Here is a 26,745-nt window from a genome sequence, read left to right as displayed (position 1 = left end):
CCAACTCCGTCATATCGACTACGCGAACCCGCGATGCCAGGAATTTTTCGGTGGCCATGCTTGGGTGTCCTGCCGTGGGCACAACGAAGATGGGAACACGATAGGATCGGTACCGGCCAACCGGGATTGCTAGATCGTGTAGGAATCCGCGATGACCAGGCGTTTTGCCGGTTGGCCCATGTTTTGTGTGTCCCGCCGAGGGCACGAACCTGCGACACCGATTACCACAGGTCAGCAGGCATTTTCAGACGAGCACGGTCCTGCGCGAGGCCGCCGCTGGAGGCAATACCACAGGTGAGGTGTTGCCGGTTCGATTCCTGGGGGTCACAAACCGGCAAACTTTCGTTTCCCCTGTTCAACAGGGTTTCGGGACTTGCTTGAGGCGAATGACCTCACGACTAGTCGACACACGCCCGGCGCGCGTTTGGGGGCTTGATCGGGGGCAAAGTCTGTTTCCGCCCAACGGGTTTCACCGTGGGGTTGCCGTTACCCTCGTGGCAGTCGTTGATACTGCACGGGGAGGAATGCGGCGTGGTGGGCGAGGGTGCCAACAGGTTCGTCGGTGTCGGAACCGATCACTACGCCGACCACGACGACCTGAACTATCCGGTCGCCGAGGTGAGCGCCGTCGCCGAACATCTGGCCGAGGTCTTCCACGGTGAAACGCTCTACGACCCCGATGAGACCACAGTCCGTGCGATGCTCAAGGCGGTGGCCGCCCAGCGCACCGAGTCGATGATCGTGCTGTGGGCCGGGCACGGAATCGTCCGTCCGAACAACCGTCTCGCCCTGCCGGTCTCGGATGCCGGTGGTGTGGTGAGCGCGTCGGATGTGGTGGACTTCTGCGCCGAATCGGGTGCATCCCAACTGTTGTGCATCATCGACACCTGCTACGCGGGCACCACCGTGCACGACGCGATGGCCACCGCGACGGCCTGGACTGAGCAGTTCCCCACCGATGGCGACAAGGCGTGGTTCGGGGTCCTGGTCTCCGCCGGGGCCGGACAGACTGCCCGCGACGGCGAATTCGGTACCGTGCTGCGACGCTTGTTGACCGAGGGACCACGCTCGGCGGATATGCGTCGCCGCTGGTCGCGACAGAATCGGATGATCCTCGGCGAGGACCTCGGACACGCGATCACCGACGAGGGGGAATGGGACACCGACGACCAACGCCCGGTGTTCCACCGCAGCGGACACGGCATCGCCATGATCCCGAACCCGATGTGGACACCACGAGCACCCGCCCGAGTGGTCGAGCATCTGCTACGCGCCGCGCGCAGCGGGGCCACCGAGGGTGAGGGGTCGTGGTTCACCGGCCGCCGCGGCGAGGTCGACCAAGTCGTGTCGTGGGTACGCGACGGTCGCCCCGGTGCGCGGGTGGTGACCGGATCAGCGGGCACCGGGAAGTCGGCGATCCTGGGACGAGTGGTCTCGGTGTCGCACCCGGACGAGCGCACCCACCTCGACGACCCTGCCCAGTGGGATCACGCCGATCCCGGACCGGATTCGGTGCACGCCAACGCCCACGCCCGCGGGTTGACCGTCGACCGGTTGGCGGTCGAATTGGACGACGCCCTCGTCCAAACCGGGGTGCTGGTGGCCGCCGAGGCGGGATCGCGTAGCGGGGCGGAGTTGGTGGGCGCGTTACAACGCCACGCCGAGTCACCGGATGCGGTGGTGCCGGTGTTGGTGGTGGACGGGTTGGACGAGGCTCGCGGGGAAGCGTTCACCATCGCCGCAGACCTGCTGTGCCGAATCGCGGCGTTCGCGACCGTGATCATCTCCACCCGCGATGTACCGGCCATTGACGCGACGACCACATTGGTGGAGCAGCTGTCCCCCACGCACACAATCGATTTGAATGAACCCGCCGGGCGGGTTTCGCAGCGGGAGGCGATCGACGCCTACCTGAGGCGCCGTCTCGCCGATGCGTCCGCGGTGATGGACCCCAAGGCAGTAGCGGCACGTGTTGTTGCTATGGCCGGCGAGGTGCAGACGCCGTTTCTGCTGGCGCGCATCATCGCCGACCAGTTGCGCGCGCATCCCATCGATACCGGGATTCCGGGGTGGGAGTCGGGGTTGGTGGTGTCGTTGGGGCACGCGTTCGACACCGACCTGCACCGCATCTCTGCCGCGCCCGATGGGCTGGTGCTCGGGCAGGATTGGGTTGGTGTGGCGCGGGGTGTGTTGACGGCGTTGACGTGGGGGTTGGGGGCGGGATTGCCCGAACCTGAATGGGCGTGTGTGGCCAGTGCGGTGACCGGGGTCGAGATCGGTTCCCGCGAGATCAGTTGGGTGTTGGGCGAGTTGGGCCGCTACGTGGTCGAGGACGGTGAAGACGAGGTGGCGGTATATCGGCTGGCCCATCAAAGCCTCGCCGACCACCTACGCCCGCCCTTCCAACCCAGCTACGACACCGTGTTCGACCCCGCCGCCTCACCCGTCACCACCGCACTGCTACACCGCTACCGCGCCCTCTTGGCCGACGGGCATCCCGCCGATGCCCCAAAGTATCTGTGGCGCTACGTCAATCGTCACACTGCCGTCGCCGGACCTGAACACCTGAACACCTTTCGGGAACTGGCCGCCCAAGCCCCCCGCCTGCGTCCTGACCTGGCCACCGCTGACCTCACCATCGCCAACGCTCTTGCGGCATGGGGCCACCGCCACGACGCGGTACCACCGACAGAAGAAGCCGTCGACCTGTGGCGCGCACAAGCCGCAGACAACCCCGCCTACCTCCCCGACCTCGCCGGAGCCCTGAACAACCTCGGCATCCGCTACAGCGAGATCGGACGCCGCGCCGACGCCATCACACCCACCGAAGAAGCAGTCAACCTACGACGCGCACAAGCCGCCGACAACCCCGCCTACCTCCCCGACCTCGCCGCAGCCCTGAACAACCTCGGTGTCTATTACAGCGAGATCGGACGCCGCGCCGACGCCATCACACCCACCGAAGAAGCAGTCAACCTACGACGCGCACAAGCCACGGACAACCCCGCCTACCTCCCCGACCTCGCCGCGGCTCTGGGCAACCTCGGCAACCGCTACAGCGAGATCGGACGCCGCGCCGACGCCATCACACCCACCGAAGAAGCAGTCAACCTGTGGCGCATACAAGCCCACGACAACCCCGCCCACCTCCCCGACCTCGCCAAAGCCCTGAACAACCTCGGCAACCGCTACAGCGAGATCGGACGCCGCGCTGACGCCATCACACCCACCGAAGAAGCCCTCACCCTCTACCGCGCACAAGCCGCCGACAACTCCGCCTACCTCCCCGACCTCGCCGCAGCCCTGGGCAACCTCGGCGCCCGCTACAGCAAGATCGGACGCCGCGCCGACGCCATCGCACCCGCCGAAGAAGCCGTCGACCTGTGGCGCGCACAAGCCGCAGACAACCCCGCCTACCTCCCCGACCTCGCCATAGCCCTCAACAACCTCGGTGCCTATTACAGCGAGATCGGACGCCCCACCGACGCCATCACACCCACCGAAGAAGCAGTCAACCTACGACGCGCACAAGCCACGGACAACCCCGCCTACCTCCCCGACCTCGCCGGAGCCCTGCACAACCTGGGCCTCCACTACAGCAAGGTGGGACGCCCCACCGACGCCATCGAAGAAGCTGTCAACCTCTACCGCGCACAAGCCGCAGACAACCCCGCCTACCTCCCTGACCTCGCCATGGCCCTGAACAACCTCGGCAACCGCTACAGCGAGATCGGACGCCACGCCGACGCCATCGCACCCGCCGAAGAAGCCGTCACCCTGCGGCGTGCACAAGCCGCCGAGAACCTCGCCTACCTCCCTGACCTGGCCGGAGCCCTGAGCAACCTCGGCAACCGCTACAGCGAGGTCGGACGCTCCCTAGAAGCCATCGCACCCGCCGAAGAAGCCGTCGACCTGTGGCGCATACAAGCCCACGACAACCCCGCCTACGTCCCCGACCTCGCCAAAGCCCTGAACAACCTCGGCAACCGCTACAGCGAGGTCGGACGCCCCAAAGAAGCCATCACACCCACCGAGCAAGCCCTCACCCTCTACTGCGCGCAAGCCGCCGACAACCCGGTCTACCTCCCCGACCTCGCTAGGGCGGTGGGCAGCTTGGCAGCTCGCCGGGCAGAGGTCGGGCTCCGTGACGACGCGGATGCGGTGTGGCAAGTGGCGGTCGAGTCCCAGACGGGTTTCGGGCGTGGCTATCTGCTGTGGTCACGCGCACGCTCGGCGCCGGACGGAGATCTCAGGGCAGCCGAATGGTTGATCCGAGCCGAGGCGGACAGCGCGGGGCACCCGGCTGCGCTATCGACGATCCACGAGTGCGCCCGGACTCACCGCGCCACCGATCCCCATACCTGGGACCGGCACTGGACCCAAACCACCCGGGCCGCTGTGCCAGCGTGGCTGACCCTGGACCTGCAACTTCTCGCCATCGCCCGTGGATGGACAGCAGCCAAGACCTATGAAGACGAGTTCACCTGCCTGCTCGACCACCCCGTCCTACTTCAGTCGAGCAGTGATGTCGCGGTCGCTGAAGCCCTTCTAATCTCGAATGACCCAGACCGCTATACCGCGATCCGCGACACCGCGAGAGAACACGGTGTCCACGCCGCCTACGAACCCCTCTTCCGCACCCTCACCCTGTACCAATTCCTCACCGCGAACTCACAGCAGCAGCATCAACTACTCACTGAACACCTGGACCGCCTCACCCACAACGACAGCATCGAGCAACTGCGGGAAATCAAGCACACGAACCCCGACGATCCTCGACCCCGCCGCGCGGCGGCACTGCTCACCATCGCCACCCACCACACCGACACCGTCCTACGCGCCAGCGTCAACGCCCTCGACAACCCCACCCTCTTCTCGGCACTGCTTTACGACACCGCCCGCTCCACCGAAACCATCACCTTGCTCCCACCGGTAGCGGAACTGGCCCTGCTCGCGGCCACCACAGCCAAGGACGCCGCCGACGCACTCCTCTACCTGGCCTGCGCCGCCGCGATCCCATTCGAGGCCGACATCGACACCGCCACCGAATTCCTGCGACAGGCCAGATCCCTCGCACCACACCGCGCCACGCACTGGATCGGGCTACTCGCCGAACTCGGTGCCGTCCATCCCGCAGTACTGTCGTTGATCCCGATCCTGACCCAGGAGCCCACCGATGGCCAAGACTGACCTCGTCGTTGTCGTGCCCGGGATCATGGGCACCACCCTCGCCCATCGAGGCAACCTCGTATGGGAACCCTCCGCGGGCGCGGTCCTGCGCGCGATATCCACCCTCGGACGCAGCATCAAACACCTACGACTGCCCGACGACCTCGGCGACGAACACCCCGACGACGACGTCACCCCAGTCGCGTTGATGCCCGACCTGCACGTCATCCCCGGACTGTGGACACCCCTCCAGGGCTACACCCGCCTGCTCGCCCACATGAACAAACTCGCGGCCAAAGACGGCATCGGGAAAGTCGTCACCTTCCCCTACGACTGGCGGCTGTCCAACCGCTACAACGCCACCCGACTCGCGCACCTCGTCGGCGACGAACTCGGCGCCTGGCGAGACAGCCACCCCGAACGTGCCGCCGCCCGAGTCTCGTTCGTGTGCCACTCCATGGGCGGGCTGATCGCCCGCTGGTACATCGAACACCACGGCGGTCACGAACACACCAAAGCGTTGATCACCATCGGCACCCCCTACCGAGGCGCAGCAAAAGCCGTCGACCAACTCGTCAACGGAGTCCGAAAAGGCATCGGCCCCTTCGCCGTCGACGTCACCGACTTCGCCCGCAGCCTGCCCTCCACCCACCAACTCCTGCCCGACTACGCCTGCATCCAACACTCAGGTGGCCTGCACCGCCTCGACGAGATCACCCTCCCCGACCTCGACACCCGCAAACTCACCGACGGCCTCGCCTTCCACCACCAACTCACCGCGGCCGAAACCGCACGCCCCGCCGGCCGCGACACCACCCACACCATCATCGGCATCCGTCAAACCACCCCCACCACCCTGCGCCTCGACCAACACCGGCTCGAAGTCCTCGACACCATCGACGGCGACAACGACTACGGCGACGCCACCGTCCCCCTCACCGGCGCCCTCCGCCACGACCTGCACCCCGACACCAACCGCGTCCGCCGCATCGTCGAAACCCACGGCGCACTTCAAAACCACCCCGGCGTCCTCGATGAGATCGAATCCATCCTTACCGCCCCCGTACGCCGCCGCGCCACCCACACAGTCTCGGTCAGGATCACCGCACCCGAACTCCTCCTGCCTGGCGAACCCCTCACCGCCACCATCGACATCGAACCCGGCGACCACCGCACCCCCGCGATCCAAACACGCCTGATCTCGGAAAACGGCACCGACACCTACCCACCACAACGACCCCGCATCCGCAACAACCAAGCACACCTCACCTACCCACCCCCACCACCAGGAGCCCACACCCTCCACATCACCGGCATCACCGCAACCGCACCCATCACCCCCATCACCCACACCCTCCTCACCTGGCAATAACCCCGCCAGACCACCAACCTCGCGAGCCCACAACCGGCAACCGACGAACCCAACAGAAACCGCAGATCAACCCCGTTCCCTTGTTCGGCACCCCCGCCCAGGGCTACCGAACAAGGGAACGACGGACGGCCGACGCAACCACGCCGTAATGGTTAGATAGAGTAATTACCCCATATGACCAGGTGTTTCCTGTTGCCCATGTTTTGCGTGCCCCGCCAGGGGCGCGAGCCTGCGACACCCTCCCTCGTTGAGAGTGGATCGTGTCCGGCAGCGCGCAGGCAGCGCCGCCGCATCTGGTGAGGAGTCTCCGAAATTCGCGAGCATCGAGGTGTGAATGGCCTCGAACACCCCGGCGGCCTGCCACTCGCGCAATCGCCGCCGGCAGGTCATCCCGGACCCGAACCCCCACTCTTGGGGCAGGTCCTCCCATCCGATGCCTGTGATCAGCACGAACAGAATCCCTTGCAGGACAAGCCGGTCGTTCATCCTCGCTGGTCCTCGTGTTCCCAACGCCTTGACCGGTAGTAGCGATTCGATCACTGCCCACAGCTGGCCGTTCACGATCCACGGCGCTGCCACGACGAACAACCTTGCACTACAACAGGACTCGTCGTTACCCGACAGAACCTGCTAGGAGCTCTTGTGTCCGATCCCCTGGGCTGTCGACAGCTACGAGTGGGCTACGCACCAATCTTGTTGTGCCTCAGGTGAATACGACCCCAAGGGCGCCGCTACCATCTTGGATTCGAAGTCGGCTACATCGCCGATCGCAAGGTCTGGCCGGATTTCCAGATGCACCTCATCGAAGCGAAGTATGATTGCGAAATGACGGTATTGGAGGCTGCTGCCTGGGGAGGCGTAGGCGGGGCCATGTACGCCCTAGTTAATCTATACGAGTTTATGCTTCTTCATATTCGGCGTCGCTACAAATGGAATTTTAAATGGAATCAAGCTATCGATTTTCCAACAATAGCTGTAGTATTCGGGATTCGAGTAGCTGTCGGCTCAGCTATTTCCGCGATGCTGATATCGGCTGAACAAATAACGGGTCCACTTGCAGCTTTTGGTGCAGGAATTGCAGCACCGGCTCTGCTCGCACAGGTCGGTAGGTTTTCTATGCGGTCGCTGGAGGCTTCCGATGAGGCCGAAGTGGCGCTCGCTCGACCCTCGGAAAAGAACTTGTCAGATCCCGTTGGCGGTTTTCTGAATATAGATATTTCAGACAGGGGGGATTCGGTTACATACCGATATTCGGATCCCGACACATCATCTCGCGATCGGCACCGCCGCGATGGGGGGCTGTAGTGGTCGCCTATATACTCTGCGCAGGTCTAGGCGCGTTGGTGGGTACAGCCGAGCTGGTAAGCCGGTACAGGGATGAGCCGCAAACTCTGTTTGGAGTTGCGAGCGCATGGGTGTATGTGATCTTGAATGCATGTGGCAGTGTCGCGGCAATCTATCTAGCGAGAACTTTTGATTGGACTTTCGGAACAGATAGCGAGGGCGCCAAGAGCATTATGCAGGTGCTGGTAGCCGGGCTTGGAGCCTCAGCATTTCTCCGAAGCTCATTCTTTAATGTCAAAATGGAGGGGCGCACAGTACCGGTCGGGCCAAGTGCAGTCCTGACTTCCCTGCTTGCTGCGGCGGATCGTGGCGTTGACAGGTTCCGTGCAAAAAGTAGATCTGAGAGCGTGACGCGAATAATGAAAGGAATTTCTTTCGAGGAGGTTCAAGCATTTCTGCCAACCTTCGGTCTTGCCCTTCTGCAGAATGTGCCAACGACTGAGCAGAAAGAACTACGAAGTCTGGTTGACGCTTTATCTGCGAGTAAGATGGCCGATAGCCAGAAGTCTTTTACATTAGGGCTCCTGCTGATGGATGTATTCGGCCCGGCCGCTTTGGAGGCTACTGTGACGGCTTTTAAGGAGTCGGTGCGCACCGATGATTCCGAGGTGAAACTTGCGGACTCAGCTGGGAATCCCTGACTCTCTTCACCTGTGGGCAGGCGTCGGCTATCGACGTTGATTCAAGATGGGGACATACGTCACGCGCAGTTCTGAACATCCGTCTGCTATTGCAGGTTCTGCCGACCGGCACACTGAGCCGTTTTCATCCTGCCGCTGAACCACGTTGCCCTGCAGGCTGATTGGTACTCCCGTGGCGTGCGAACTGGCGAATCCCCTGGTAAGAGAGCTGATTACCAAGTCCGCTCGTCCACCAGAGGCTTCCCTTGTTGTTTTACCGTGCCGCGCTGCCGTTGTCATCTTCGACCCTGCACTTCGTCGCCGCCGTGATCCGGCGTCACCGCCGCGAGATCGGATCACGCTGGCGCGCACTCGATCCAGGACAGCAAGCGATGCTTGTGCTGGTCTACCTGCGCAAAGGCGAACCGTTCACCGATCTGGCGGCCGGGTTCGAGATCTCCACGAGCACCGGCTGGCGCTACGTCGAGGAAACGACCACGCTGCTATCAGCACAGGCCCTGGGGTTGAGGTCCGCGTTGCGGAAGGCCAAAGCCGCAGGTCACAGCTATTTGATTCTGGATGGCACCGTGATCGCGATCGACCGAGTCGCCGCAGATCGTCCGTTCTACTCCGGCAAACACCGGTTACACGGGATGAACGTGCAGGTCCTGGCCTCGCCTGAGGGCGAGATCGTGTGGCTCTCACCAGCTTTACTCGGCAGTGTCCACGACAGCAAAGCCGCCTGGATCTGGCAGATCGTGACCGAGTTGGCCATCGGCGGCTGGATCACGTTGGCGGACAAAGGATACCAAGGCGTTGCGGGAGTTCTCACCCCGTATAGGGGGAGAAACAAGCCGGCCTCGCAGAAGCAGGCCAACCGCGCTCATGCCCAGCTACGCGGCCGCGGGGAGCGGGCGTTCGCCCAGCTCAAAGTTTGGAAGATCCTGCGCAAGCTCCGTTGCTGCCCGGACAAGACCACCCGCCTGGTGAAGGCGATCACCGTTCTCCAGGACCACGAGCGTCAAGCTGCTTCGGCAGGATGAAAAGGGCTCACTGTGCATGAATAGCCGGTTGGAAGTCCTGGGGTTAATCTGGCCAGCGTGCAGTTAGGTTGGCGACACTTCTGACGTAACGATGACGACACCGGGGCAGCGATGGCACCGCGCCTACGTCGAATGACGCCGAGTGTTCGCCCTGGTCAAGAGATTCGCGCACACCTGGCAGTGTGAAGACGGCATAGGTGGGCCACGGACCAAGACCATGTCTCACGCCGTAACCGGTTGTGGGGCATGATGTTCGGGTGTGTCGACCAGTTGTCACGGCGTTGAGGTTGTTTGCGCTGGTAACACCGCCATGTAGCGTGACCGGTGCCCCCAATTGGGTATTGAGGGTGGCAGCGCAATCAAGGAAGAGTCGGTCCCGGTCGAAGGTGGCAGGGACCGACTTGACCGAGTACGGCGTGCAGGTTCCGAACAGCCGCAGTTCGTTCGCGAGCTGCACTTCATTGAGGTGACGTGGTCGCTGGATCGCGTCGATTTCCCCGCCTGTTGCCCGAACTGCCCAACAGCCTGCAACTCCGCCCTTCACGCTGCGTCACGACTCGACAGATCAGGTCTGTCGGCATCGAGAGTCCAGCTCGCATCGATGCGGACTTCTTCAACCAACGGCAGCGACTGCCACCGTGACACCACGAGGCCATCTGCTCCGGTGGAATCGTCGCCGACTCTGGGCTTTGATCACCAGTCGACCACTCGAAAACCGCAGGTCGTCTGCGTTCTTGTGTTCGATGTGCCCCGCCGAGGCGCGGACCTGCGACCGCCTCTCGCGATAGGCGATGGATCCAGGATTTCTGGCGCTCACCCATGTCTCAGGTCGGACACTGGTGTACAGCAATCCCCGATCCCGGTCACTGGCTACCAGCTTCCATCGCCGGTGTTTCTACGATTTTTCTACGATCTGCAGACGAGTTCGCACAGGAACTACCGGGAAGCGATGAGTTGCTTCGGGGCAACCAGATAGTCATCTACCTGCGGAAACAGGGAAGTCATGGGAAGTCTCGGGCAGCTTCGGGAACCTGCGGAAACGCTGTGCCGACTTCATGACCAACAAAGCCTATCCCACCGATGACCTGGCCATTTTCGGAGTCCACTTCTACTTTTATACAACACCATGTCCCTGACTGTTTTCTGCGGCTCCGCGGCATCGAAACCATCTTCGAAGCCAGCCTCGACACCATCGACCTCGACCCGCCACCCACACCGAATCCCTGTGAGCAAGCATGCAAAATCTTTACGCCGTGAGCCACCCACACGCCGAACACACCCATCTCGGTCTCGTCGGCGGCTGGCATGACTCGCACCTGACACGAACTGGCCGCCACGACGCGCACCTGCTCGCCCAAGAACTCCGACACCGCCACGACCCATCCCGGGCACTGCGCATCACAACCTCTGACCTTGCCCGATGCACCGAAACCGCGCAGATCCTCGGCGAGGCTCTCACCGTTGCGGTCTCCGCCGATCAGCGCCTGCGAGAAATCAACTTCGGCAAAGCCGAAGGACGACCGAACGAATGGCTCGCGCGGCGGCAAGACCCCGCGCCCGCCCACGACCGACTCGACCACCGCGGCCCCATTCCCGGCGCTGAAACCCGCCGCGAGGTCGCCATCCGAGTCGGGGCCTGCATCCAGGAGCTGATGACCGACATCGATCACGATCATGTTGTGGTCACTCACGGATACGCGCTCACGTTCGTCATCACGACCTGGATGCAGATCCCGGTCGACGCGGCCGGATTCGCGTCCTTCGCAACGACACCAGGAGCGATCACCCACCTACGCATCGACGACCACTGGCGCAACCGGACCCTCGTGAGCCTCGCCGACACCGCTCACCCGACCAAGGATCGTGCCGATGCCCGCTCACAACCGAACCCGTCGCGATGACCAGCGTCTTACCACGCTGCCAGTGCGGGGCTGCGTCCGCTACCCACGGAGAACCTCGAAAGCCTCTCCACCCACACGCGTCATCCACCAACGACGTCTGCAAGGTCGGTTGGCGTGCACAGTGGTCGAATCGCCCTGGCGTAAGCCGCCGGATCAGAACAGCTAACCATGCACTTCGGGTGTGGATATCGCGGTCGAGCTGACGTCGGGAACGATGCGGCGGGAGAAACCGGTCAGCACCTGGCCCGGGCCCAGTTCGACCAGTTCGTCGTATCCGTCGGTGGCGGCCCGCTGGACGGTCTCCACCCAGCGCACCGGGGCCAGCAGTTGGCCGCGAAGAAGGGCGCGGATTTCGGTGGGGTCGGCGACGTAGTCGGCCGTGACCGCGCTGAGCACCGGAACGACCGGCGGCCGGAGGGTGTAGCGGTTGAGTTCGGCGCCGAATTCGGCGGCGATGTCGGCCATCAGGGGCGAATGGAAGGCTCCGGCGACTTTGAGCCGCACCACTTTCGCCGCGCCGGCGGACCGGGCGAGGTCCTCGAGGTCGGCTACGGCGGTGGCGGCGCCGGAGACCACGGTCTGGGTCGGTTGGTTGTAGTTGGCCACGCCGACGACACCCGAGGTGACACGGGTGCACAGCGCGTCGACCTGCTCGGCGGGCAGGCCGATGACGGCGCTCATCGCGCCGTCGTAGCGGCGTGAGACCTCGGCCATGAGCTCGCCGCGGCGGCGAACCAGTTGCAGGACGGTGTCCTCGTCGAGCACTCCGGCGACGGCCAGGGCGGTGAACTCCCCCAGGCTGTGACCGGCTACCGCTGCGGGCGGCTGTCCGCGCTGTGTGCGGACCGCGCTGAGGGCCAGGCTGGTGGCGACGATCGCGGGCTGGGCAACGTCGGTGGCCCGCAACTGCTCGGCGGTGCCGTCGACGCACAGCTGGGTCAGCGGGATGCCGAGAATGTCGTCGGCGCGGCGGAAGACCTCCTCGGCCACCGGGTAGTCGGTGATCCACGCGGCCATGCCGGGCCGCTGGGAGCCCTGTCCGGGGAACAGCGCCAGGGTCCTGGGGCCCGTCGCCAGCTGGTCGGGCTGTTCTCGGATGAAGACGTCGGCGGTCATGAGTGGTACTCCTCGAGGTGAGTGTTGCTGTCATGGAGCGGCTTTCGCGGGTGCGGATGTTGCGGATGCGCGCAATTCGCTGCTCGCGGCGAGCACCGCGAGCAGCCCGGCGACCGCGATCAACGCCGCCGCGGGACGGTAGGCATCGAAGGCCGCCGCCGCACCGACCGCGATCGGCAGCACGAAGGCCGCCCCGAACTGGACACCGGTTTGATACAGCGGCACCGCGATCGGGCGGAGTTCGGCGGGCACGGTGGCGGTCGACTGCATGTTCAGCGCGGCGAACGACAGGACGAACCCGGCTTCGACCAGCAGCAGCACCGGTAGCGCGTCGGTCGCGTAGTTGTGGATCTCGGGTCGGGCGAACAGCAGCAGATGCCCGGCCAGTGTCGCCACCGCACCGGCGAGGATCAGCTGCGCGGTGCCGTATCGCTGCACGAAGCGTCCCGCGAACGGAACCGACAGCGCCAGCGGCAGACTCGCGGGCAGCAGACCGACGGCGATCTGCCACGGCGCCCAACCGAGGGACTCGTGCAGTTGCGCCGCGATCACCACCAGCAGAGCTAGATAGCCGCCGTTGAGCGCCCCCGCACCGAGGGCGGACCGCGCCAGTGAACCATTGCGCAACAACGGTTTCGACAGCCGCGGCGGGGCGGCTACCGGCGGGTCGGGGATCACCCGCCACGCGGCGACGAGCAGGGCGAGCGCGATCGGTGCGGGGAACACGAACAGCAGGTGCCAGTTCAGCGCGGTGAGCCAACCCGACAGCAGTAGGCCGGTGGTGAATCCGGCCGCCCCGAAGACCGCGTACACCGAGATCGCGCGGCGCTGCTGGGCACCGGCCGGGAACTCCGCGGCGATCACCGCCAGCCCGGCGGGTGCGGTCAGCGCGGCGGCGGCGCCCTTCACCACGCGGGTCGCGACGAGCAGGGCCAGGTCGTCGGTGAGCCCGCCGATCACCGAGGCGACAGCGAACGTCGCCATGGCGACGAGATAGACCTGCCTGCGCCCGAACCGGGCGGCCAGCGCGGGCCCGGCGAGGAGCAGCGCGGCGAACCCCGCCGCGAAACCGCTGAGCAGCCATTGGGTTTGCCCGATCGACCGGTTCAGTTCGGTGGTGAGCACGCCCAGCGCCGGCACCAGGATGGATCCCTCGATGGCGTCGAGAATCATATTTCCCGACAGCACCAGCAGCAGAACCCAGCGGCGCCGATCCCAGGTCGGCGCCGCTGGTCGCACCTCAGCCATGGCCGTTGCGTGCCGAGCTCGCGCCGCCGGTGGCGAGCTGGAACTGCTTGTCCAGCAAGGGCGGCAGCTGTTCACTCACCAGCTCGATATGGCGGGTGACCAGGTCATCGGGCATGCCGGCGATGCTGGCCCAGAAGATCAGGTGCCGCACCGGCAGACCGGCCACCCGTTCGTGGATCCGCGCCGACGCCTGTTCGGGGGTGAGGATCTCGAGCAGCCCGAAGGAGCCGTCGTCGGGACGTTGGCGCAGCTGATCGAGTTCGAGGACGGGCGGCGGCGGCGCGTCGGTGCCCTGTACCGACAGTTGACGATAGGAGTTCATCTGGTGCGCGAGGTGTGGGGCCACCCGCGCCCATGCGGCCTCGGGATCGTCGGCCAGCAGGATCGGCAGCAGATCGGAGACCCGCGCGGACTCGGGATCGTGTCCGCCTTCGATGAGTCCCTCGCGGTACAGCGGGAACAGCTGGTGCGAGATATGCAGGAACCCGATGCCCAGACGCCCGGCCAGACGGGCGCCGCGCGGACCGTAGAACCCACCCCACAGCGGCACGGGATCCTGGATCGGCGCCGGGGTGATCCCGCCGGTGGCCCACAGCCGCTGGATCTCGGCGATGTTGTCGCCGGTGCGAGCGAACCGGCGGCTGAAATCGGTGTCGAAGAGCTGGTATTCGGGCAGGCGGTAGCCGGCGCCGAGACCGAGTTCGAGGCGGCCGCCGCTGATCAGGTCGACCAGTGCGGCTTCCTCGGCGAGCTGGGCCGGTTTGCGCAACGCGGGCAGGACGACGGCGGTGCCGATACGCACCCGCTTGGTCCGCGCCGCCGCCGCGGCGGCGAAGGTGAGCGGCTGGGGCAGATACCCGTCCTCGAACAGATGGTGCTCGGTGAACCAGACTCCGCCGGCACCGCGCTGGTCGGCCTCCTCACAGAACTCGAGAGTGCGGGCGTAGTGGTCGGCCCACGGCCGCTGCCACTGTGCGGGGTTGCGCAGGTCGAAGAGCAGTCCGACGTCCATGGTGGCTCCGTTCGTCAGCGGGTGGATCCGGTCCACGCGCGGGGGTCGGTGAAGGCGGGTCGGCGTTCCAGACGGCGCCAGCGGGCGACGGGCCTGGTGAGAGTAGGCGGCACGGCGGCGGCCCGGCGCCGGGCGAGCAGCAGCACGAGCAGCGCGCCGAGCTCGTCCGGGTCGGCGCTGCCCTTCTCGACGCGCAGGAAGGGCACCGGGTCCACGGCGCTCATTGCGGCGGATTCCCGTGCTTGCGGCGGGGCAGATCGGTGTCCTTGCCCGCGAGCATGGCGAAGGCGCGGATCAGCACGCCACGGGTGTCGCGCGGGTCGATCACGTCGTCGATGAGTCCGCGCTCGGCCGCGTAGTAGGGGTGCACGAGTTCCTCGCGGTACTCGGCGATCTTGCGGTCCCTGGTGGCCGCGGGATCCTCCGACGCGGCGATCTCGCGCCGGAAGACCACGTCGGCGGCGGCCTCGGCGCCCATGACGGCGATTTCGTTGGTCGGCCAGGCCAGCGCGAGGTCGGTGCCGATCGAGAGCGAGTCCATCACGATGTAGGCGCCGCCGTAGGACTTGCGCAGTACCAACGAGATTCGCGGCACTGTCGCGTTGCAGTAGGCGTAGAGCAGTTTGGCCCCGCGACGGATGATGCCCGCGTGTTCCTGGCCGACGCCGGGCAGGAACCCCGGCACGTCGACCAGGGTCAGCAGCGGAATGTTGAACGCGTCGCAGAACTGGACGAACCGCGCGCCCTTCTCGCTGGCGTCGATGTCGAGTACTCCGGCCAGGCTCATCGGTTGGCTGGCCACCACTCCGACCACGTGGCCGTCGAGCCGGGCCAGCGCGCACACCAGGTTCGTCGCCCAGGTGGCCTGTACTTCGAAATAGTCTCCATCGTCGACGATTTCGGCCAGCACCTCACGAATGTCGTAGGGGCGGTTGCCGTCCAGCGGCACCAGATCGGTCAAGGCGGTGGTCTGCCGGTCGGCGGGGTCGGCGGTGAAAGCCACCGGCGGCAGCTCCCGATTGTTGGCGGGCAGCATCGACAGCAGCGCGCGGACATCGGACAGGCAGGACTGCTCGTCGTCGTAGACGAAATGCGCCACCCCCGAGACCGAGGCGTGGATGTCGGCGCCGCCGAGTTCGTCGTGGGTCACCTGCTCGCCGGTCACGGTGCGCACCACATCGGGGCCGGTGATGAACATCTGCGCGATATCGCGCACCACGAAGACGAAGTCGGTGAGCGCGGGCGAGTACGCGGCCCCGCCCGCGCATGGCCCGAGCATGACGCTGATCTGCGGGATGACTCCCGAGGCCCTGGTGTTGCGGCGGAAGATCCCGCCGTAGCCCGCCAGCGCCGTCACGCCCTCCTGGATGCGGGCGCCCGCACCGTCGTTGAGCGAGACCAGCGGAGCGCCCGCCGTGACGGCCATGTCCATGATCTTGTGGATCTTCTGGGCGTGTGCCTCGCCGAGTGCGCCGCCGAAGATCCGGAAGTCGCTGGCGTAGACGAAGACCGTACGTGCGTCGACGGTTCCCCACCCGGTGATCACGCCGTCGGTGTGGGGTCTGCGCGCCTCCAGCCCGAAGCCGGTGGCCCGGTGTCGGCGCAGCGGCTCCACCTCGACGAACGAACCGGGGTCGAGGAGCAGGTCGATGCGTTCGCGGGCGGTGAGTTTGCCCTTGGCGTGCTGGCGTTCGGTGGCGGCCGGGTCGGGGCCCAGGCGTGCGGCACGTTTGAGCGCGTCGAGTTCGTCGAGCCGTTGGGTGTACCCGGTGGGTTCTTGCACTGTCGTCATCGGATCTCCTGATGTGGTCGGCGGCGGCCGTGCTGTCAGCCGAGTAGCGTTCCGCCGGTGGCGTCGATGAACGCGCCGGTGATCCAGCGGGCTTCGTCGGTGGCGAGGAAGGTGACGACATCGGCGACGTCGACCGCCTCGCCGACGCGTTTGAACGCCGAGAACTGCGCCATCTGCTCGACCGCCTCCGGGATGTCGAACACGGCGCTGCCGTTGTTGGTGATGCCGGGCGCGACGCTGTTGACGGTGATCCCGCGCGGTGCCAGGTGCCGGGCGAAATGCAGCGTGATCTGTTCCACCGCGCCCTTGGTCATCGAGTAGGCCACCTGGTCGGGGCTGGCGAATCGGGTGAGCCCGGAGGAGATATTGATGATGCGCCCGCCTTCGGGCAGCAGGCCGAGAGCGCGCTGCACGATGAAGAACGGCGCGCGGACATTGACCGCGAACAGCCGGTCGAAGTCCTCGGGTGTCACGTCCTCGGGGGCGACGCCGGCCGGGGTGGTGACACCGGCGTTGTTGACGAGGATGTCGAGCGTGGTCTGCCCCGTCCGTTCCTTGAGTCCCTGTTCGAGGCCGAGGAACAGTTCGTGCACGCCGCCTGTCGTGCCGAGCTCGGCCCGCACGGGAAACGCACGGCCGCCGTCGTTCTCGATGACCTCGACGGTCTCGCGGGCGGCGGCCTCGTTGTCCGCGTAGTGCACGGCCACGAGCGCGCCCTTGGCGGCGAGTTGGCGGGCGGTCGCGCGGCCGATGCCGCGGCTGGATCCGGTGACCAGGGCGGTCTTGTTCGTCAGGCTCATCGGTGTCTCCTTGGAATCGGGTGGTGCGGGCGCCGGGTCGCCGGGACCGGGCAGGCCGCTGATCATGCGGGCGAGATGGGATCGGACCTCGCCGAGGCGCAAGAGCTCGGCGAACAGCTGCCGGGCGGGTTCGACCTCCGGTCCGCCCAGCAGCAGCAGGGTTTGGGCGCGGATGTTGGTCAGGGTGCGGGCACCGACGGCGTGCCGGATGCGGTGATAGTCGTCGAGTTCGGCCCCACCACCGGTGCCGGTGACAGCGGCGATCACGCGGCCGGACAGGTCGGCCGCGTCCTGCAAGCCGAGGTTGAGGGCTTGGCCGCCCACTGGCATCTGCCGATGGGCCGCGTCACCGGCGAGCAGGACCCGGCCGCGCCGGTACCGGGTGACCTGCTGGCTGGTGTCGTCGAACGCGTTGCGCCACAACGGTGTTCCGTGTCCGATCGACTCGCCGGTCACCTGTTCCCAGGCGTCGGCGATCTCGGCGAACTCCGGTTCCCCACCCGCGGCGCGGGGTGCGGTGCCGTAGACGTGCACCATCACCCTGGTGCTGCCGTCGGGCCAGCGCGAGGACACCGCCAGCCCGTGCGGGAGTCGTTCGAAACGACGGGCCGGGATGTCGATTCCGGCCACGTCGGCTCGCAGCATCTCCCGCCCGGCCTCGAGACCCGCCAGCTCGAGGCCGGCCAGCTCGCGCACGGTGCTGCGTTCCCCATCGCAACCGACGAGGTAGACGCCCCGGTGGGTGTGCCGTTCGCCGTCCAGGGTGACGGTGTCGATCAGCACACCGCCCGCCTGCGCGGTCAGGGTGGTGACTCGGTGCCCACGCCGGAGCACCGCGCCCGCCTCGAGCGCTCGTTCCTGTAGCACCGCTTCCAGCCGGACCTGCGGGCACTTCCACTGGCCCGAGAACCGGTGGGCCGGATCGGCTTCGGTCAGATCCAGGCGCAGTCCGCCGAAGTGTCCCGGTCCGCCGTCGGGCAGCGGCCCGAGCCGATCGAGCACGCCTCGCTCGGCGAGCACGTCCATGGTGCGGGAGTGCAGGGTGGAGGCCCGCGATTCGGTGGTGGGGATGATCCGCTGTTCCACCACCGCCACGCGGACGCCCGCGCCGGCCAGATCGCCCGCGAGCAGCAACCCGACCGGCCCCGCGCCGACGATCAGGACGTCGGTGTCATCGACGGGCTTCGGCATAGTTCTTGGCGTGGTTCAGCGTGGCCCGGCTGTTGCCCCCGAGTGCCTCGCGCAGGAAGGTCCGCGCCTCGGGCACCCCGGCGTCGGGGCCGAGGATCTCGGTGATCCGTGTCGCCTCGATGATCACCGTGTGCTGCGAGGACGCGGTGGTCGTGCCGTCGGAGTTGGTCCGGAACTCCCAGAAGCCGGTGTGCAGGGCCATCAGGGCGGGCAGGGTGGTCTGCTTGTAGGCGATCCGGTGCTGCGGGAAGCAGACCCGGACCGATTCGGTGGTGTGGCTCGATCCGTCCTTGGTCAGGGTGTCCATCCGCAGCACCTGCACGCCGGGGGTGTTCTCGGTGAGCTGCACCGAGGCCACGTGCGGCAGCCGCTCGGTCCACAGGTTCGCCTCATTGACGAAGTCGTAGACATCGCCTGCCGCACCGGCGATCTCGACCGAGTCGACGAACGACAGGGTCAGGTCGGCGGTGCGCACTACCGACTCCACCGCGGCCTTGAGGCCGGGCAGTTCGGCGCGGCTGTTGTCGTCGACCGCCTTCTCGATCCACGCCAGCCCGTCGGGATCGTCGTCGATGGCCCGGTAGGAGTGCAGCAACCGCAGCTCGGTACCGTCCTCGCGCGGTTCGATGATCCAGGTGCCGCTCATCTGGGCCACCGGGGGCGCGGATACCTCCTGCCAGAAGGTGATCCGCAGTTGCTCGGGATCGAGCACGCGGCGCGAGATCCAGGTCTTGGGTTCGCCGTTGGCGGTGGCCCAGATCTGGATGCGCTCCTCGTTGCCCTGGTGTTCGAGCCGGGTCACGTACACCGAAGGCGGGAACAGCCGCGGCCAGTTCTCGACCTCGGCCAAGAGCCGGTACACCTCGGTCGGCGGGGCCGCCACGGTGATCGTGTGCTCGACCTCGCGGGTGGTCTGCGTCGTCATGGAAGTCTCCTGGTGCTCGTCGGCCGGAATCAGAAGTTGCCGAGTCCGCCGCAGACGTTGAGCGCCTGCGCGGTGATGGAGGCGGCCAGATCGGACGCCAGGTAGCCGACCAGGCCGGCCACCTCTTCGGGGGTGGAGTAGCGGCCGAGCGGGATCTTGGCCTGGAACTTGGTGAGGATGGCGTCCTCGGTGGTGTCGTAGGCCGCGGCGTAGCCGGACCGAACCCGTTGCGCCATCGGCGTTTCCACGTAACCGGGGCACACGGCGTTGACCGTGATCCCGGTCGGGGCCAGCTCGTTGCCGAGCGCCTTGGTGAACCCGACGACGCCGTGCTTGGACGCCGAGTACGGTGCCCCGAGCACCACGCCCTGCTTGCCCGCCGTCGAGGCGATGTTGATGATGCGGCCGCGCTGTTTGTCTCGCATGCCGCCGGTGGTGAGTACCTCACGGCTGGCCAGGAACACGCTGTTGAGGTTGGTCGCGATCACGTCGGACCACAGTTCCTCGGTGAGGTCGGCCGTCACGCCGCCGCCGGAGCGGCCCGCGTTGTTGACCAGCACGTCCACCGGGCCGTACCGGTCGACCGCGGCCCGTACGAACGCCGAGATGTCCTCGGCCGCACGGACATCGGCGGTGGTGCCGTCCACGTCGAAGCCCTCGCCCCGCAATTGTGCGACGGTGTCGGCGACGGCTTCCTTGTTGCGTGCGCACAGGAACACCCGGTGTCCCTGCCCGGCCAGCTGACGGGCCGAGGCCAGTCCGATGCCGCTGGTGGCGCCGGTGACCAGGGCTACCTTGTCGTCGTTGGTCATGTCTGTTCTCCTGTCGGGCAGTCGGTTTCGCGCTCAGCTTGGCTGTGGCGCTTCGAGCAGCTGTTCGTTGACCAGGTCGACCAGCGCGCGCGGCGTGGTCACGGCGACGACGGCGTCGTCATCGAGGGTGACGCCGAATTCGCGCTTGATCCGGCCGGTGGTCTCGAGCAGCGCCAGCGACTCGTAGCCGAGGTCTTCGAACTCGATGTCGGCGAATTCGCCGTCGAGGCCGGGGCTGTCGCCGCTGCCTTCTCGCAGGATGCGGCGTAGATCGTCGAGTGTGAACGATGTCGACACGGGCTTTCCTTTCCTCAGGGGCGAAGGTGTTCGGGGCCGCGCACGACCATGGCGGAGTTGAACCCGCCCGCACCGCGGGCGAGCACGAGCGCGGTCCGCACGGGTGCGGGCCTGGCCTCGGTGACCAGGTCGAGCTGGTAGTGCGCGGCGAGGTCGGTGCCGATGGTCGGCGGGATCACGCCGTCGCGGATCGACAGGAAGGCGGCGGCCAGATCCAGCGGCGCCGCACCCGAATAGAGCCGTCCCGTCATGGTTTTCGGTGCGGTCACCGGCACAGCGCGCGCACCGAACACCGCGACCAGGGCGTCGACCTCGATCCGGTCGAGTTCGGCGATCCCCGCGGCGTCGGCGAAGACGACGTCGATCTCGGCGGGCGTGATCCCCGCGTCGCCGAGGGCGCGTTCGATCGCCCTGCGCAATCCGGGCTCACCCGGACCGTCGGGACGTGGGTCGACGGTCGCCGCGTGCCCGGCGATCTCGCCGTAGATCTGCGGCGCATCGCGTTGTCTGGCGTGCTCGGCGTCTTCGAGGACCAGCAGCGCGCCACCCTCACCGGGGACGTAGCCGCCTGCTTGCGCGTCGAACGGCAGGTAGGCGCGGTCCGGGTCGGTGACGGTGCTCAATCCGCCGCCCGCCAGCTGTGCCACCCACCCCCACGGGCAGATCGAGGCGTCGACCGCGCCGGTCACCACCAGCGAGGTACCGCGCCGGATCTGCCTGCGCGCCTGGGCCACCGCGTCCAGCCCACCGGCCTGGTCGCTGACCACCACACTGCTCGGCCCGCGCAGTCCGTTGCGGATGGAGATCTGTCCGCTGTTGACCGCGTAGAACCAGGCGAAGGACTGGTAGGCGCTCACGTACTCGCCGCCCTTGCTCCACAGGGCGCGCAGTTCGTTCTGCCCGAACTCGAACCCACCGGAACTGCTGGCGGTGATCACACCCGCGGCGTAGTCGGGCAGTTCGTCGGGTCGCACGCCGGCGTCGGCGAAGGCCCAGTCCGCGCTCACCAGAGCCAGCCGCGTCATCCGGTCGGTCTGCGGCAACAGCCTGCCCGGCAGGTACTCCTCGGCCTCGAATCCGGTGATCTCCCCGGCCAATTGCGCGGGATAGGACTCGGGGTCGAACCGGGTGACCCGGCGGATCCCGGATTGCCCGGCCAACGTGGTACGCCAATACTCTTCCAGGCCCAGACCGGTCGGCGCGGCGACGCCGAGCCCGGTCACCACCGCGGCGCTCATCGTCGGCTCCGGAAGGGATCGGCGAGCACGACCGCGCTCTGGAACCCACCGAACCCGCTGCCCACCGACAGCACCACGTCGACCTTGTGGTCGCGCGCGGTCAACGGCACGTAGTCCAGATCGCATTCGGGGTCGGGATTGTGCAGGTTCGCCGTGGGCGGGACCACGTTGTTGACCAACGCCAGCACCGACGCCGCGATCTCGATCGACCCGATCGCGCCGAGCGAATGCCCGACCATCGACTTGATCGAGCTCATCGGCGTGCGATACGCGTGATCGCCGAGAACGCGTTTGACCGCGGCGGTCTCGTGCCGGTCGTTCTGTTTGGTACCCGAACCGTGCGCGTTGATGTAGTCGATCTCGGTGCCGTCGATCCGTGCCTGACCGAGTGCGGTGCGAATCGCCTCGGCCATCTCCTTGCCGTCCGGGCGCAGACCGGTCATGTGGAAGGCATTGGAACGGGTGGCGTGTCCGGCCAGCTCGGCGTAGATGGTCGCGCCGCGTTTGCGCGCGCTCTCCAGTTCCTCGAGCACGAACACCGCCGCGCCCTCGCCGAGGACGAAGCCGTTGCGGCTGGCGTCGAAGGGCCGCGACGCGTGTGCGGGATCGTCGTTGCGCGGGGTGGTCGCCTTGATCGCGTCGAAGCAGGCCACCGTGATCGGGCTGATCGGGGCATCGGTGGCGCCGGCGATCATCACGTCCGCGCCACCTTCGCGCAGCACTTCCGCGGCGTAGCCGACCGCGTCCAGACCGGAAGTGCACCCGGTGGACACCACGGTCGACGGTCCCTGCGCGCCGACCGCCCAGGCCACTTCGGTCGCGAACGAACTCGGGACGAAGTAGTTGTAGAGGTGCGGCACCGCGTAGTTGTGATCGACCAGTTCCAGCCGCCCACCATCACTGACGGTGCGGTACTCCTCATCGAGGCCCATCGTGGCGCCCACCGCGCTGCCGATGGTGACACCGGTCCGGAACGGGTCGATATCGTCGAACTCGAGCCCGCTGTCGGCGACCGCCTCGCGGGCACTGACGACTGCCAGCTGCGCCGCGCGGTCCATCCGCCGGATCTCCTGCGGGGTCAGGCCGTGTAATTCGGGGTCGAAGTCGATCTCGGCGGCCACCTGGGACCGGAACGGCGCCGGATCGAACAGCGAGATCCGTCCGGTCGCGGTGCGGCCGTTGGAGATCAGGTCCCAGAAGCTCTTCGTTCCCACCCCGCCGGGGGCGGACACACCGACGCCGGTGATCACCACGCGACGTTCGGGCCCGCTCATCGCGCGTTCCAGTCGTAGAAGCGGTGCGCCATCGCGTCCGCCGGTGAGCGCCAGGTCTTCGGGTCGTAGGCCTCGATGAACGGCTTGAGATCCTGACTGATCCGCACGAAGCGGTCGTCGGTCTTGGCGTCCTCGATCCGTTCGCCGCCGTTGTCCTCGTCGAAGTCCTGCAGGTGGAAGTACAGGCCGCGGTAGTGGAAGAGCTGGCGGCGGCGCGTGCCCATCCGGTGCGGCAGCTCGGTGGTGTCGAATTCCCGGAACAGTCCGGCGACATCGCCCGCGGACGCGAGGTCCATGCGGGCCACGATCAGTGTGCTGAACATTGACTTCCCCTTCTCTCGGATGTTCATCGGGCCGGCCCGAACCAGCGGTCCAGGGCGGTCGGCAGGTCGTTGTGCGTGCCGGGGGCGACCCAGGCCACATGGCCGTCGGGCCGCACCAGCAGCGCGGTGGTGCGCGCGTCGGCGTCGATGGGTTCGGTCGCCGTCGCGGTGACCACGTCGATGCGGTCGGTCCACGGCTGGGCCCGGTGGCGCAGCGCCGGGTTGTCGGTGAGGTCGAGCAGAACGCCACGGCCCGGCCGCAGCAGGGCGGCGGTGTCGGTGGCGTGCGCGCCGCGCGTGAGCCTGCGCCGTGGCAGCCGCGCACCCAGCAGCGGATGAGACCCGTTGCCCACGTCGTAGCGGATGTCGAGTCCGGTGACCCTGGCCGCGAGGTGCCGTTCCACCTCCGGGTAGGCGACGAGTTCGCGCAGCACCTCACGCAGTGGCCCGACCTCCTCGCCGCCGAGGATGAACAGGCTCTGCGCCTTGGTGTTGGCCAGCAACCGCTGTCCGACCGGGTGACGTTCCCCGTGGTAGGTGTCGAGCAGGGTAGCTGGTGCCCTGCCGCGGCTCACCGCGGCGAGTTTCCAGCCGAGGTTCACCGCGTCCTGGATGCCGGTGTTCATGCCCTGCCCGCCCGCGGGCAGGTGCACGTGCGCCGCGTCGCCCGCGAGCAGCACCCGCCCCCGCCGATATTCGGTGACCAGACGCGCGGCGTCACCGAAGGCGCTCACCCAGACCGGTTCCGCGTGGGAGATGTCGACATCGGTCAGCCGCTTCCACACGTCGGCGACCTCGGCGAAATCCGGTGGGCCGGTGCGCCGCCGGGGTGCGGCGCCGCGTTCGCCGACGATGATCCGGTATGCGCCGCCGGGCAGCGGGGCGCTCATCACCATGCCGCCGGATACCTGCTGGCCGATCATCCGCGGCGCGATCTCCACCCCGCGGACATCGGCGAGCAGCAGTTCGGTGGTAGCCGGGGTGCCGGGGAAGTCGAACCCGGCCGCCTTGCGCACCACGCTGCGGCCGCCGTCGGCGCCGACGAGATAGCCGGCACGCAACGGCGCGTGCTCCGCGAAGTGCACGGTGACGCCGTCGGCGTCGCTGTCGAGCCCGACGACTTCGTGTCCGCGCCGGATGTCGGCGCCCAGCTCACGCGCCCAGCCCTCCAACACCGCTTCGGTCGTCGACTGGGGCACGACGCGTGGCGCTTGCAGCGGTGCGCCGAGGACCGTGAGGTCGAGTGGAATCCCGCCGAAATGCCCCGCCGAACCGGTCTCCACCGCGCCGAAGCGGCCGAGCAGTCCGCGCTGGTCGAGCACTTCGGTGGTGCGCAGGGTCAACCCGATGCCGCGCGATTCCCCGGTGCGGGCGGGCAGCCGGTCGACGACGATCACGTCGACGCCCGCCAGCCGCAGTTCCCCGGCCAGTGCCAGACCGGTCGGTCCCGCGCCTGCCACGATGACAGCAGCGTCCATGGTTACCTCCTGAATTCCGTTCATGCCGCATGACTTCCGGAGTCGTCGAGTCGGCACAGCGTGGTGCCGGAGCTCACCGTCGTGCCGACGGTGGCGGTCAGTTCGCGCACGACGCCCGCGCGGTGGGCGGTGAGCGGCTGTTCCATCTTCATGGCCTCGATGACGGCGACGAGGTCACCGGTGTCGACCCATTGCCCTTCTGCCACAGCGATTTTCACGACAGTTCCCTGCATCGGCGCTACCAGCGCGTCAGAGGTTGCCCCGCCGCGCCCACCGTGCCCGGCGCGGCTACTTCGGCGCGGCGCCACGAGTGCGGTACCGACGCGGTCGGGCGCGGGCAGCGACACTTCGAGTCGCCGGCCGCTGATCTCCACGACCACCGTCTCCCGCTGAGGTTCGGGCGCCGCCTCTCCCGCGACGTCCTGCGCGGCGATGCGGTTGTCGAAGCCGGTCTCGATCCAGCGGGTGTGCACGGTGAACGGCGCGCCGGTGAAGGCGGGGTCGTCGAGCACCGCGCGGTGGAACGGCAGCGTCGTCGCGACGCCGTCCACGGTGAGCTCGGCGAGCACCCGGCGCGACCGTGCCAGCGCTTGATCACGGTCGGCGCCGGTGACGATCACCTTGGCCAGCAACGAGTCCCAGGCCGGGCCGATCACCGATCCCTGCTCCACGCCGGTGTCGACCCGCACCCCCGGACCCGAGGGTGCGGCGAACGTCGTCACCGTGCCCGGCGCGGGCAGGAAGCCGCGCCCCGGGTCCTCGGCGTTGATACGGAACTCCATGGAGTGTCCACGCGCCGGTGGGTCGTCGTAGCCCAGAGGTTCGCCCCGGGCGATCCGGAACATCTCCCGCACCAGGTCGATGCCGGTCACTTCCTCGCTCACGGGATGTTCGACCTGTAGCCGGGTGTTCACCTCGAGGAACGACAGCGTCCCGTCGCGCCCGATCAGGAATTCGCAGGTGCCCGCGCCTACGTACCCCGCCTGCGACAGGATCGCCTTCGAGGCCCGGTACAGCTCGTCGCGTTGGGTATCGGTGAGGAACGGCGCGGGCGCCTCCTCTACCAGCTTCTGGTGGCGGCGCTGCAACGAGCAGTCCCTGGTCGACACCACCACGACGTGCCCGAAAGCATCAGCGAGACACTGAGTTTCCACATGGCGCGGCTGCTCGAGGTAGCGCTCCACGAAGCACTCCCCACGCCCGAAGGCGGCGGTGGCCTCGCGCACCGCGGCGTCGAACAGTTCGGCGATCTCCGCGCGGTCGCGCACGACCCGCAACCCGCGACCACCGCCACCGTGAGCGGCTTTGATCGCGATCGGCAGTCCGTGCCGGTCGGCGAAGTCGACCGCTTCGGCCGCGCCGGCGATCGGGTCCCGCGTGCCCGGCACGAGTGGCGCGCCGACCGCCTCGGCGATCCGCCGGGCCGACACTTTGTCACCGAGCGCACGGATCGCCGCGGGCGGCGGGCCGATCCAGATGAGACCGGCATCGAGCACGGCCTGCGCGAAATCGGCGTCCTCGGAGAGGAATCCGTAGCCGGGGTGCACCGCGTCCGCTCCGGCGGCGGCCGCGGCGCGCAGCAGTTTCGCGGCGTCGAGGTAGCTGGTCGCCGGGGTGTCCCCGCCCAGCGCGTAGGCCTCGTCGGCGAGCCGCACATGCGGTGCGTCCCGGTCGGGTTCGGCGTAGACCGCGACCGCGGCCAATCCTTCGTCGCGGCACGCGCGCACGACGCGGACCGCGATCTCGCCCCGATTGGCGATGAGTACCTTGCGCATGGTCGCTGCTCCCTG

Annotated in this window: 21 protein-coding genes; 6 read left to right on the top strand and 15 right to left on the bottom strand. The window is 67.2% G+C overall.

Annotation, left to right across the window (positions count from 1 at the left end; all coding sequences use genetic code 11):
- Nucleotides 1-531 precede the first annotated feature (531 nt).
- Together ACFULV_RS20830 and ACFULV_RS20825 are read left to right on the top strand one after the other, a co-directional pair.
- Entirely contained in the window at nt 532-5,190 is a 4,659-nt protein-coding gene (locus ACFULV_RS20830) for a tetratricopeptide repeat protein (RefSeq protein ID WP_378658953.1), read from the top strand.
- Complete coding sequence (locus ACFULV_RS20825) at nt 5,177-6,541, top strand: esterase/lipase family protein (RefSeq protein ID WP_378658950.1); 1,365 nt, start codon at nt 5,177-5,179, stop codon at nt 6,539-6,541. The genes ACFULV_RS20830 and ACFULV_RS20825 overlap by 14 nt, the downstream gene beginning before the upstream one ends.
- A 165-nt stretch (nt 6,542-6,706) precedes the next feature.
- Here the strand turns inward: ACFULV_RS20825 and ACFULV_RS20820 are convergent, their stop codons facing one another.
- Entirely contained in the window at nt 6,707-7,120 is a 414-nt protein-coding gene (locus tag ACFULV_RS20820) for a transposase (protein WP_378658948.1), read from the bottom strand.
- Nucleotides 7,121-7,366: 246 nt separating this feature from the next.
- On the opposite strand from ACFULV_RS20820, the gene ACFULV_RS20815 reads away from it, so the two are divergent.
- From ACFULV_RS20815 to ACFULV_RS20800, 4 genes are all read left to right on the top strand, one after another.
- The gene (locus tag ACFULV_RS20815) at nt 7,367-7,846 is read left to right on the top strand and encodes a hypothetical protein (RefSeq protein WP_378658945.1); all 480 of its coding nucleotides are present in this window, start codon (nt 7,367-7,369) and stop codon (nt 7,844-7,846) included.
- A 38-nt stretch (nt 7,847-7,884) separates the two neighbouring features.
- Nucleotides 7,885-8,526, top strand: coding sequence for a hypothetical protein (locus tag ACFULV_RS20810; protein ID WP_378658942.1), 642 nt, complete (start codon nt 7,885-7,887; stop codon nt 8,524-8,526).
- 245 nt (nt 8,527-8,771) lie between these two features.
- Nucleotides 8,772-9,548, top strand: coding sequence for a transposase family protein (locus ACFULV_RS20805; protein WP_378658940.1), 777 nt, complete (start codon nt 8,772-8,774; stop codon nt 9,546-9,548).
- Nucleotides 9,549-10,783: 1,235 nt separating this feature from the next.
- Nucleotides 10,784-11,449 carry a histidine phosphatase family protein gene (locus tag ACFULV_RS20800; RefSeq protein ID WP_378658938.1) on the top strand — a complete coding sequence of 222 codons (666 nt, stop codon included), beginning with the start codon at nt 10,784-10,786 and terminating at the stop codon, nt 11,447-11,449.
- Between the two features lie 162 nt (nt 11,450-11,611).
- Here ACFULV_RS20800 and fabD read toward each other — a convergent pair whose 3' ends face one another.
- Genes fabD through ACFULV_RS20730 form a run of 14 tightly spaced genes read right to left on the bottom strand, consistent with a single transcriptional unit; the run spans nt 11,612 to nt 26,730 of the window.
- Nucleotides 11,612-12,565 (bottom strand): ACP S-malonyltransferase, encoded by a 954-nt coding sequence (gene fabD, locus ACFULV_RS20795; RefSeq protein ID WP_378658935.1) that lies wholly within the window; start codon nt 12,563-12,565, stop codon nt 11,612-11,614.
- A 30-nt stretch (nt 12,566-12,595) separates the two neighbouring features.
- Nucleotides 12,596-13,813, bottom strand: a complete 1,218-nt coding sequence (locus tag ACFULV_RS20790) for an MFS transporter (RefSeq protein ID WP_378658933.1) — start codon at nt 13,811-13,813, stop codon at nt 12,596-12,598.
- Nucleotides 13,806-14,825: an LLM class flavin-dependent oxidoreductase gene (locus ACFULV_RS20785; RefSeq protein WP_378658930.1), complete on the bottom strand. Its 1,020-nt coding sequence runs from the start codon at nt 14,823-14,825 to the stop codon at nt 13,806-13,808. Before ACFULV_RS20785 ends, ACFULV_RS20790 begins: the two co-directional genes overlap by 8 nt.
- Before the next feature lie 14 nt (nt 14,826-14,839).
- Nucleotides 14,840-15,049, bottom strand: coding sequence for an acyl-CoA carboxylase epsilon subunit (locus ACFULV_RS20780; protein ID WP_378658927.1), 210 nt, complete (start codon nt 15,047-15,049; stop codon nt 14,840-14,842).
- Nucleotides 15,046-16,617: an acyl-CoA carboxylase subunit beta gene (locus ACFULV_RS20775; RefSeq protein WP_378658925.1), complete on the bottom strand. Its 1,572-nt coding sequence runs from the start codon at nt 16,615-16,617 to the stop codon at nt 15,046-15,048. The genes ACFULV_RS20780 and ACFULV_RS20775 overlap by 4 nt, the downstream gene beginning before the upstream one ends.
- A 35-nt stretch (nt 16,618-16,652) precedes the next feature.
- Entirely contained in the window at nt 16,653-18,608 is a 1,956-nt protein-coding gene (locus ACFULV_RS20770; protein ID WP_378658923.1) for an SDR family oxidoreductase, read from the bottom strand.
- Nucleotides 18,589-19,533, bottom strand: coding sequence for an aromatase/cyclase (locus ACFULV_RS20765; protein WP_378658920.1), 945 nt, complete (start codon nt 19,531-19,533; stop codon nt 18,589-18,591). The genes ACFULV_RS20770 and ACFULV_RS20765 overlap by 20 nt, the downstream gene beginning before the upstream one ends.
- A gap of 29 nt (nt 19,534-19,562) precedes the next feature.
- Nucleotides 19,563-20,345 carry a 3-oxoacyl-ACP reductase FabG gene (gene fabG / locus ACFULV_RS20760; RefSeq protein ID WP_378629504.1) on the bottom strand — a complete coding sequence of 261 codons (783 nt, stop codon included), beginning with the start codon at nt 20,343-20,345 and terminating at the stop codon, nt 19,563-19,565.
- 33 nt (nt 20,346-20,378) lie between these two features.
- Nucleotides 20,379-20,642, bottom strand: a complete 264-nt coding sequence (locus ACFULV_RS20755; protein WP_056819520.1) for an acyl carrier protein — start codon at nt 20,640-20,642, stop codon at nt 20,379-20,381.
- A 14-nt stretch (nt 20,643-20,656) separates the two neighbouring features.
- Nucleotides 20,657-21,880 carry a ketosynthase chain-length factor gene (locus ACFULV_RS20750; protein ID WP_378658917.1) on the bottom strand — a complete coding sequence of 408 codons (1,224 nt, stop codon included), beginning with the start codon at nt 21,878-21,880 and terminating at the stop codon, nt 20,657-20,659.
- Nucleotides 21,877-23,154, bottom strand: coding sequence for a beta-ketoacyl-[acyl-carrier-protein] synthase family protein (locus ACFULV_RS20745; RefSeq protein WP_378658914.1), 1,278 nt, complete (start codon nt 23,152-23,154; stop codon nt 21,877-21,879). The genes ACFULV_RS20750 and ACFULV_RS20745 overlap by 4 nt, the downstream gene beginning before the upstream one ends.
- Nucleotides 23,151-23,477: a TcmI family type II polyketide cyclase gene (locus tag ACFULV_RS20740; protein ID WP_067445797.1), complete on the bottom strand. Its 327-nt coding sequence runs from the start codon at nt 23,475-23,477 to the stop codon at nt 23,151-23,153. Before ACFULV_RS20740 ends, ACFULV_RS20745 begins: the two co-directional genes overlap by 4 nt.
- A gap of 23 nt (nt 23,478-23,500) precedes the next feature.
- Nucleotides 23,501-24,955 (bottom strand): FAD-dependent monooxygenase, encoded by a 1,455-nt coding sequence (locus tag ACFULV_RS20735; RefSeq protein ID WP_378658911.1) that lies wholly within the window; start codon nt 24,953-24,955, stop codon nt 23,501-23,503.
- Between the two features lie 20 nt (nt 24,956-24,975).
- Complete coding sequence (locus tag ACFULV_RS20730; RefSeq protein ID WP_378658909.1) at nt 24,976-26,730, bottom strand: acetyl/propionyl/methylcrotonyl-CoA carboxylase subunit alpha; 1,755 nt, start codon at nt 26,728-26,730, stop codon at nt 24,976-24,978.
- Nucleotides 26,731-26,745 lie beyond the last annotated feature (15 nt).

Source organism: Nocardia sp. NPDC057272, from assembly GCF_042668615.1.
In the GTDB taxonomy this organism is placed as follows: Bacteria; Actinomycetota; Actinomycetes; order Mycobacteriales; family Mycobacteriaceae; genus Nocardia.
This window is presented reverse-complemented; position numbering and strand designations above follow the sequence as displayed.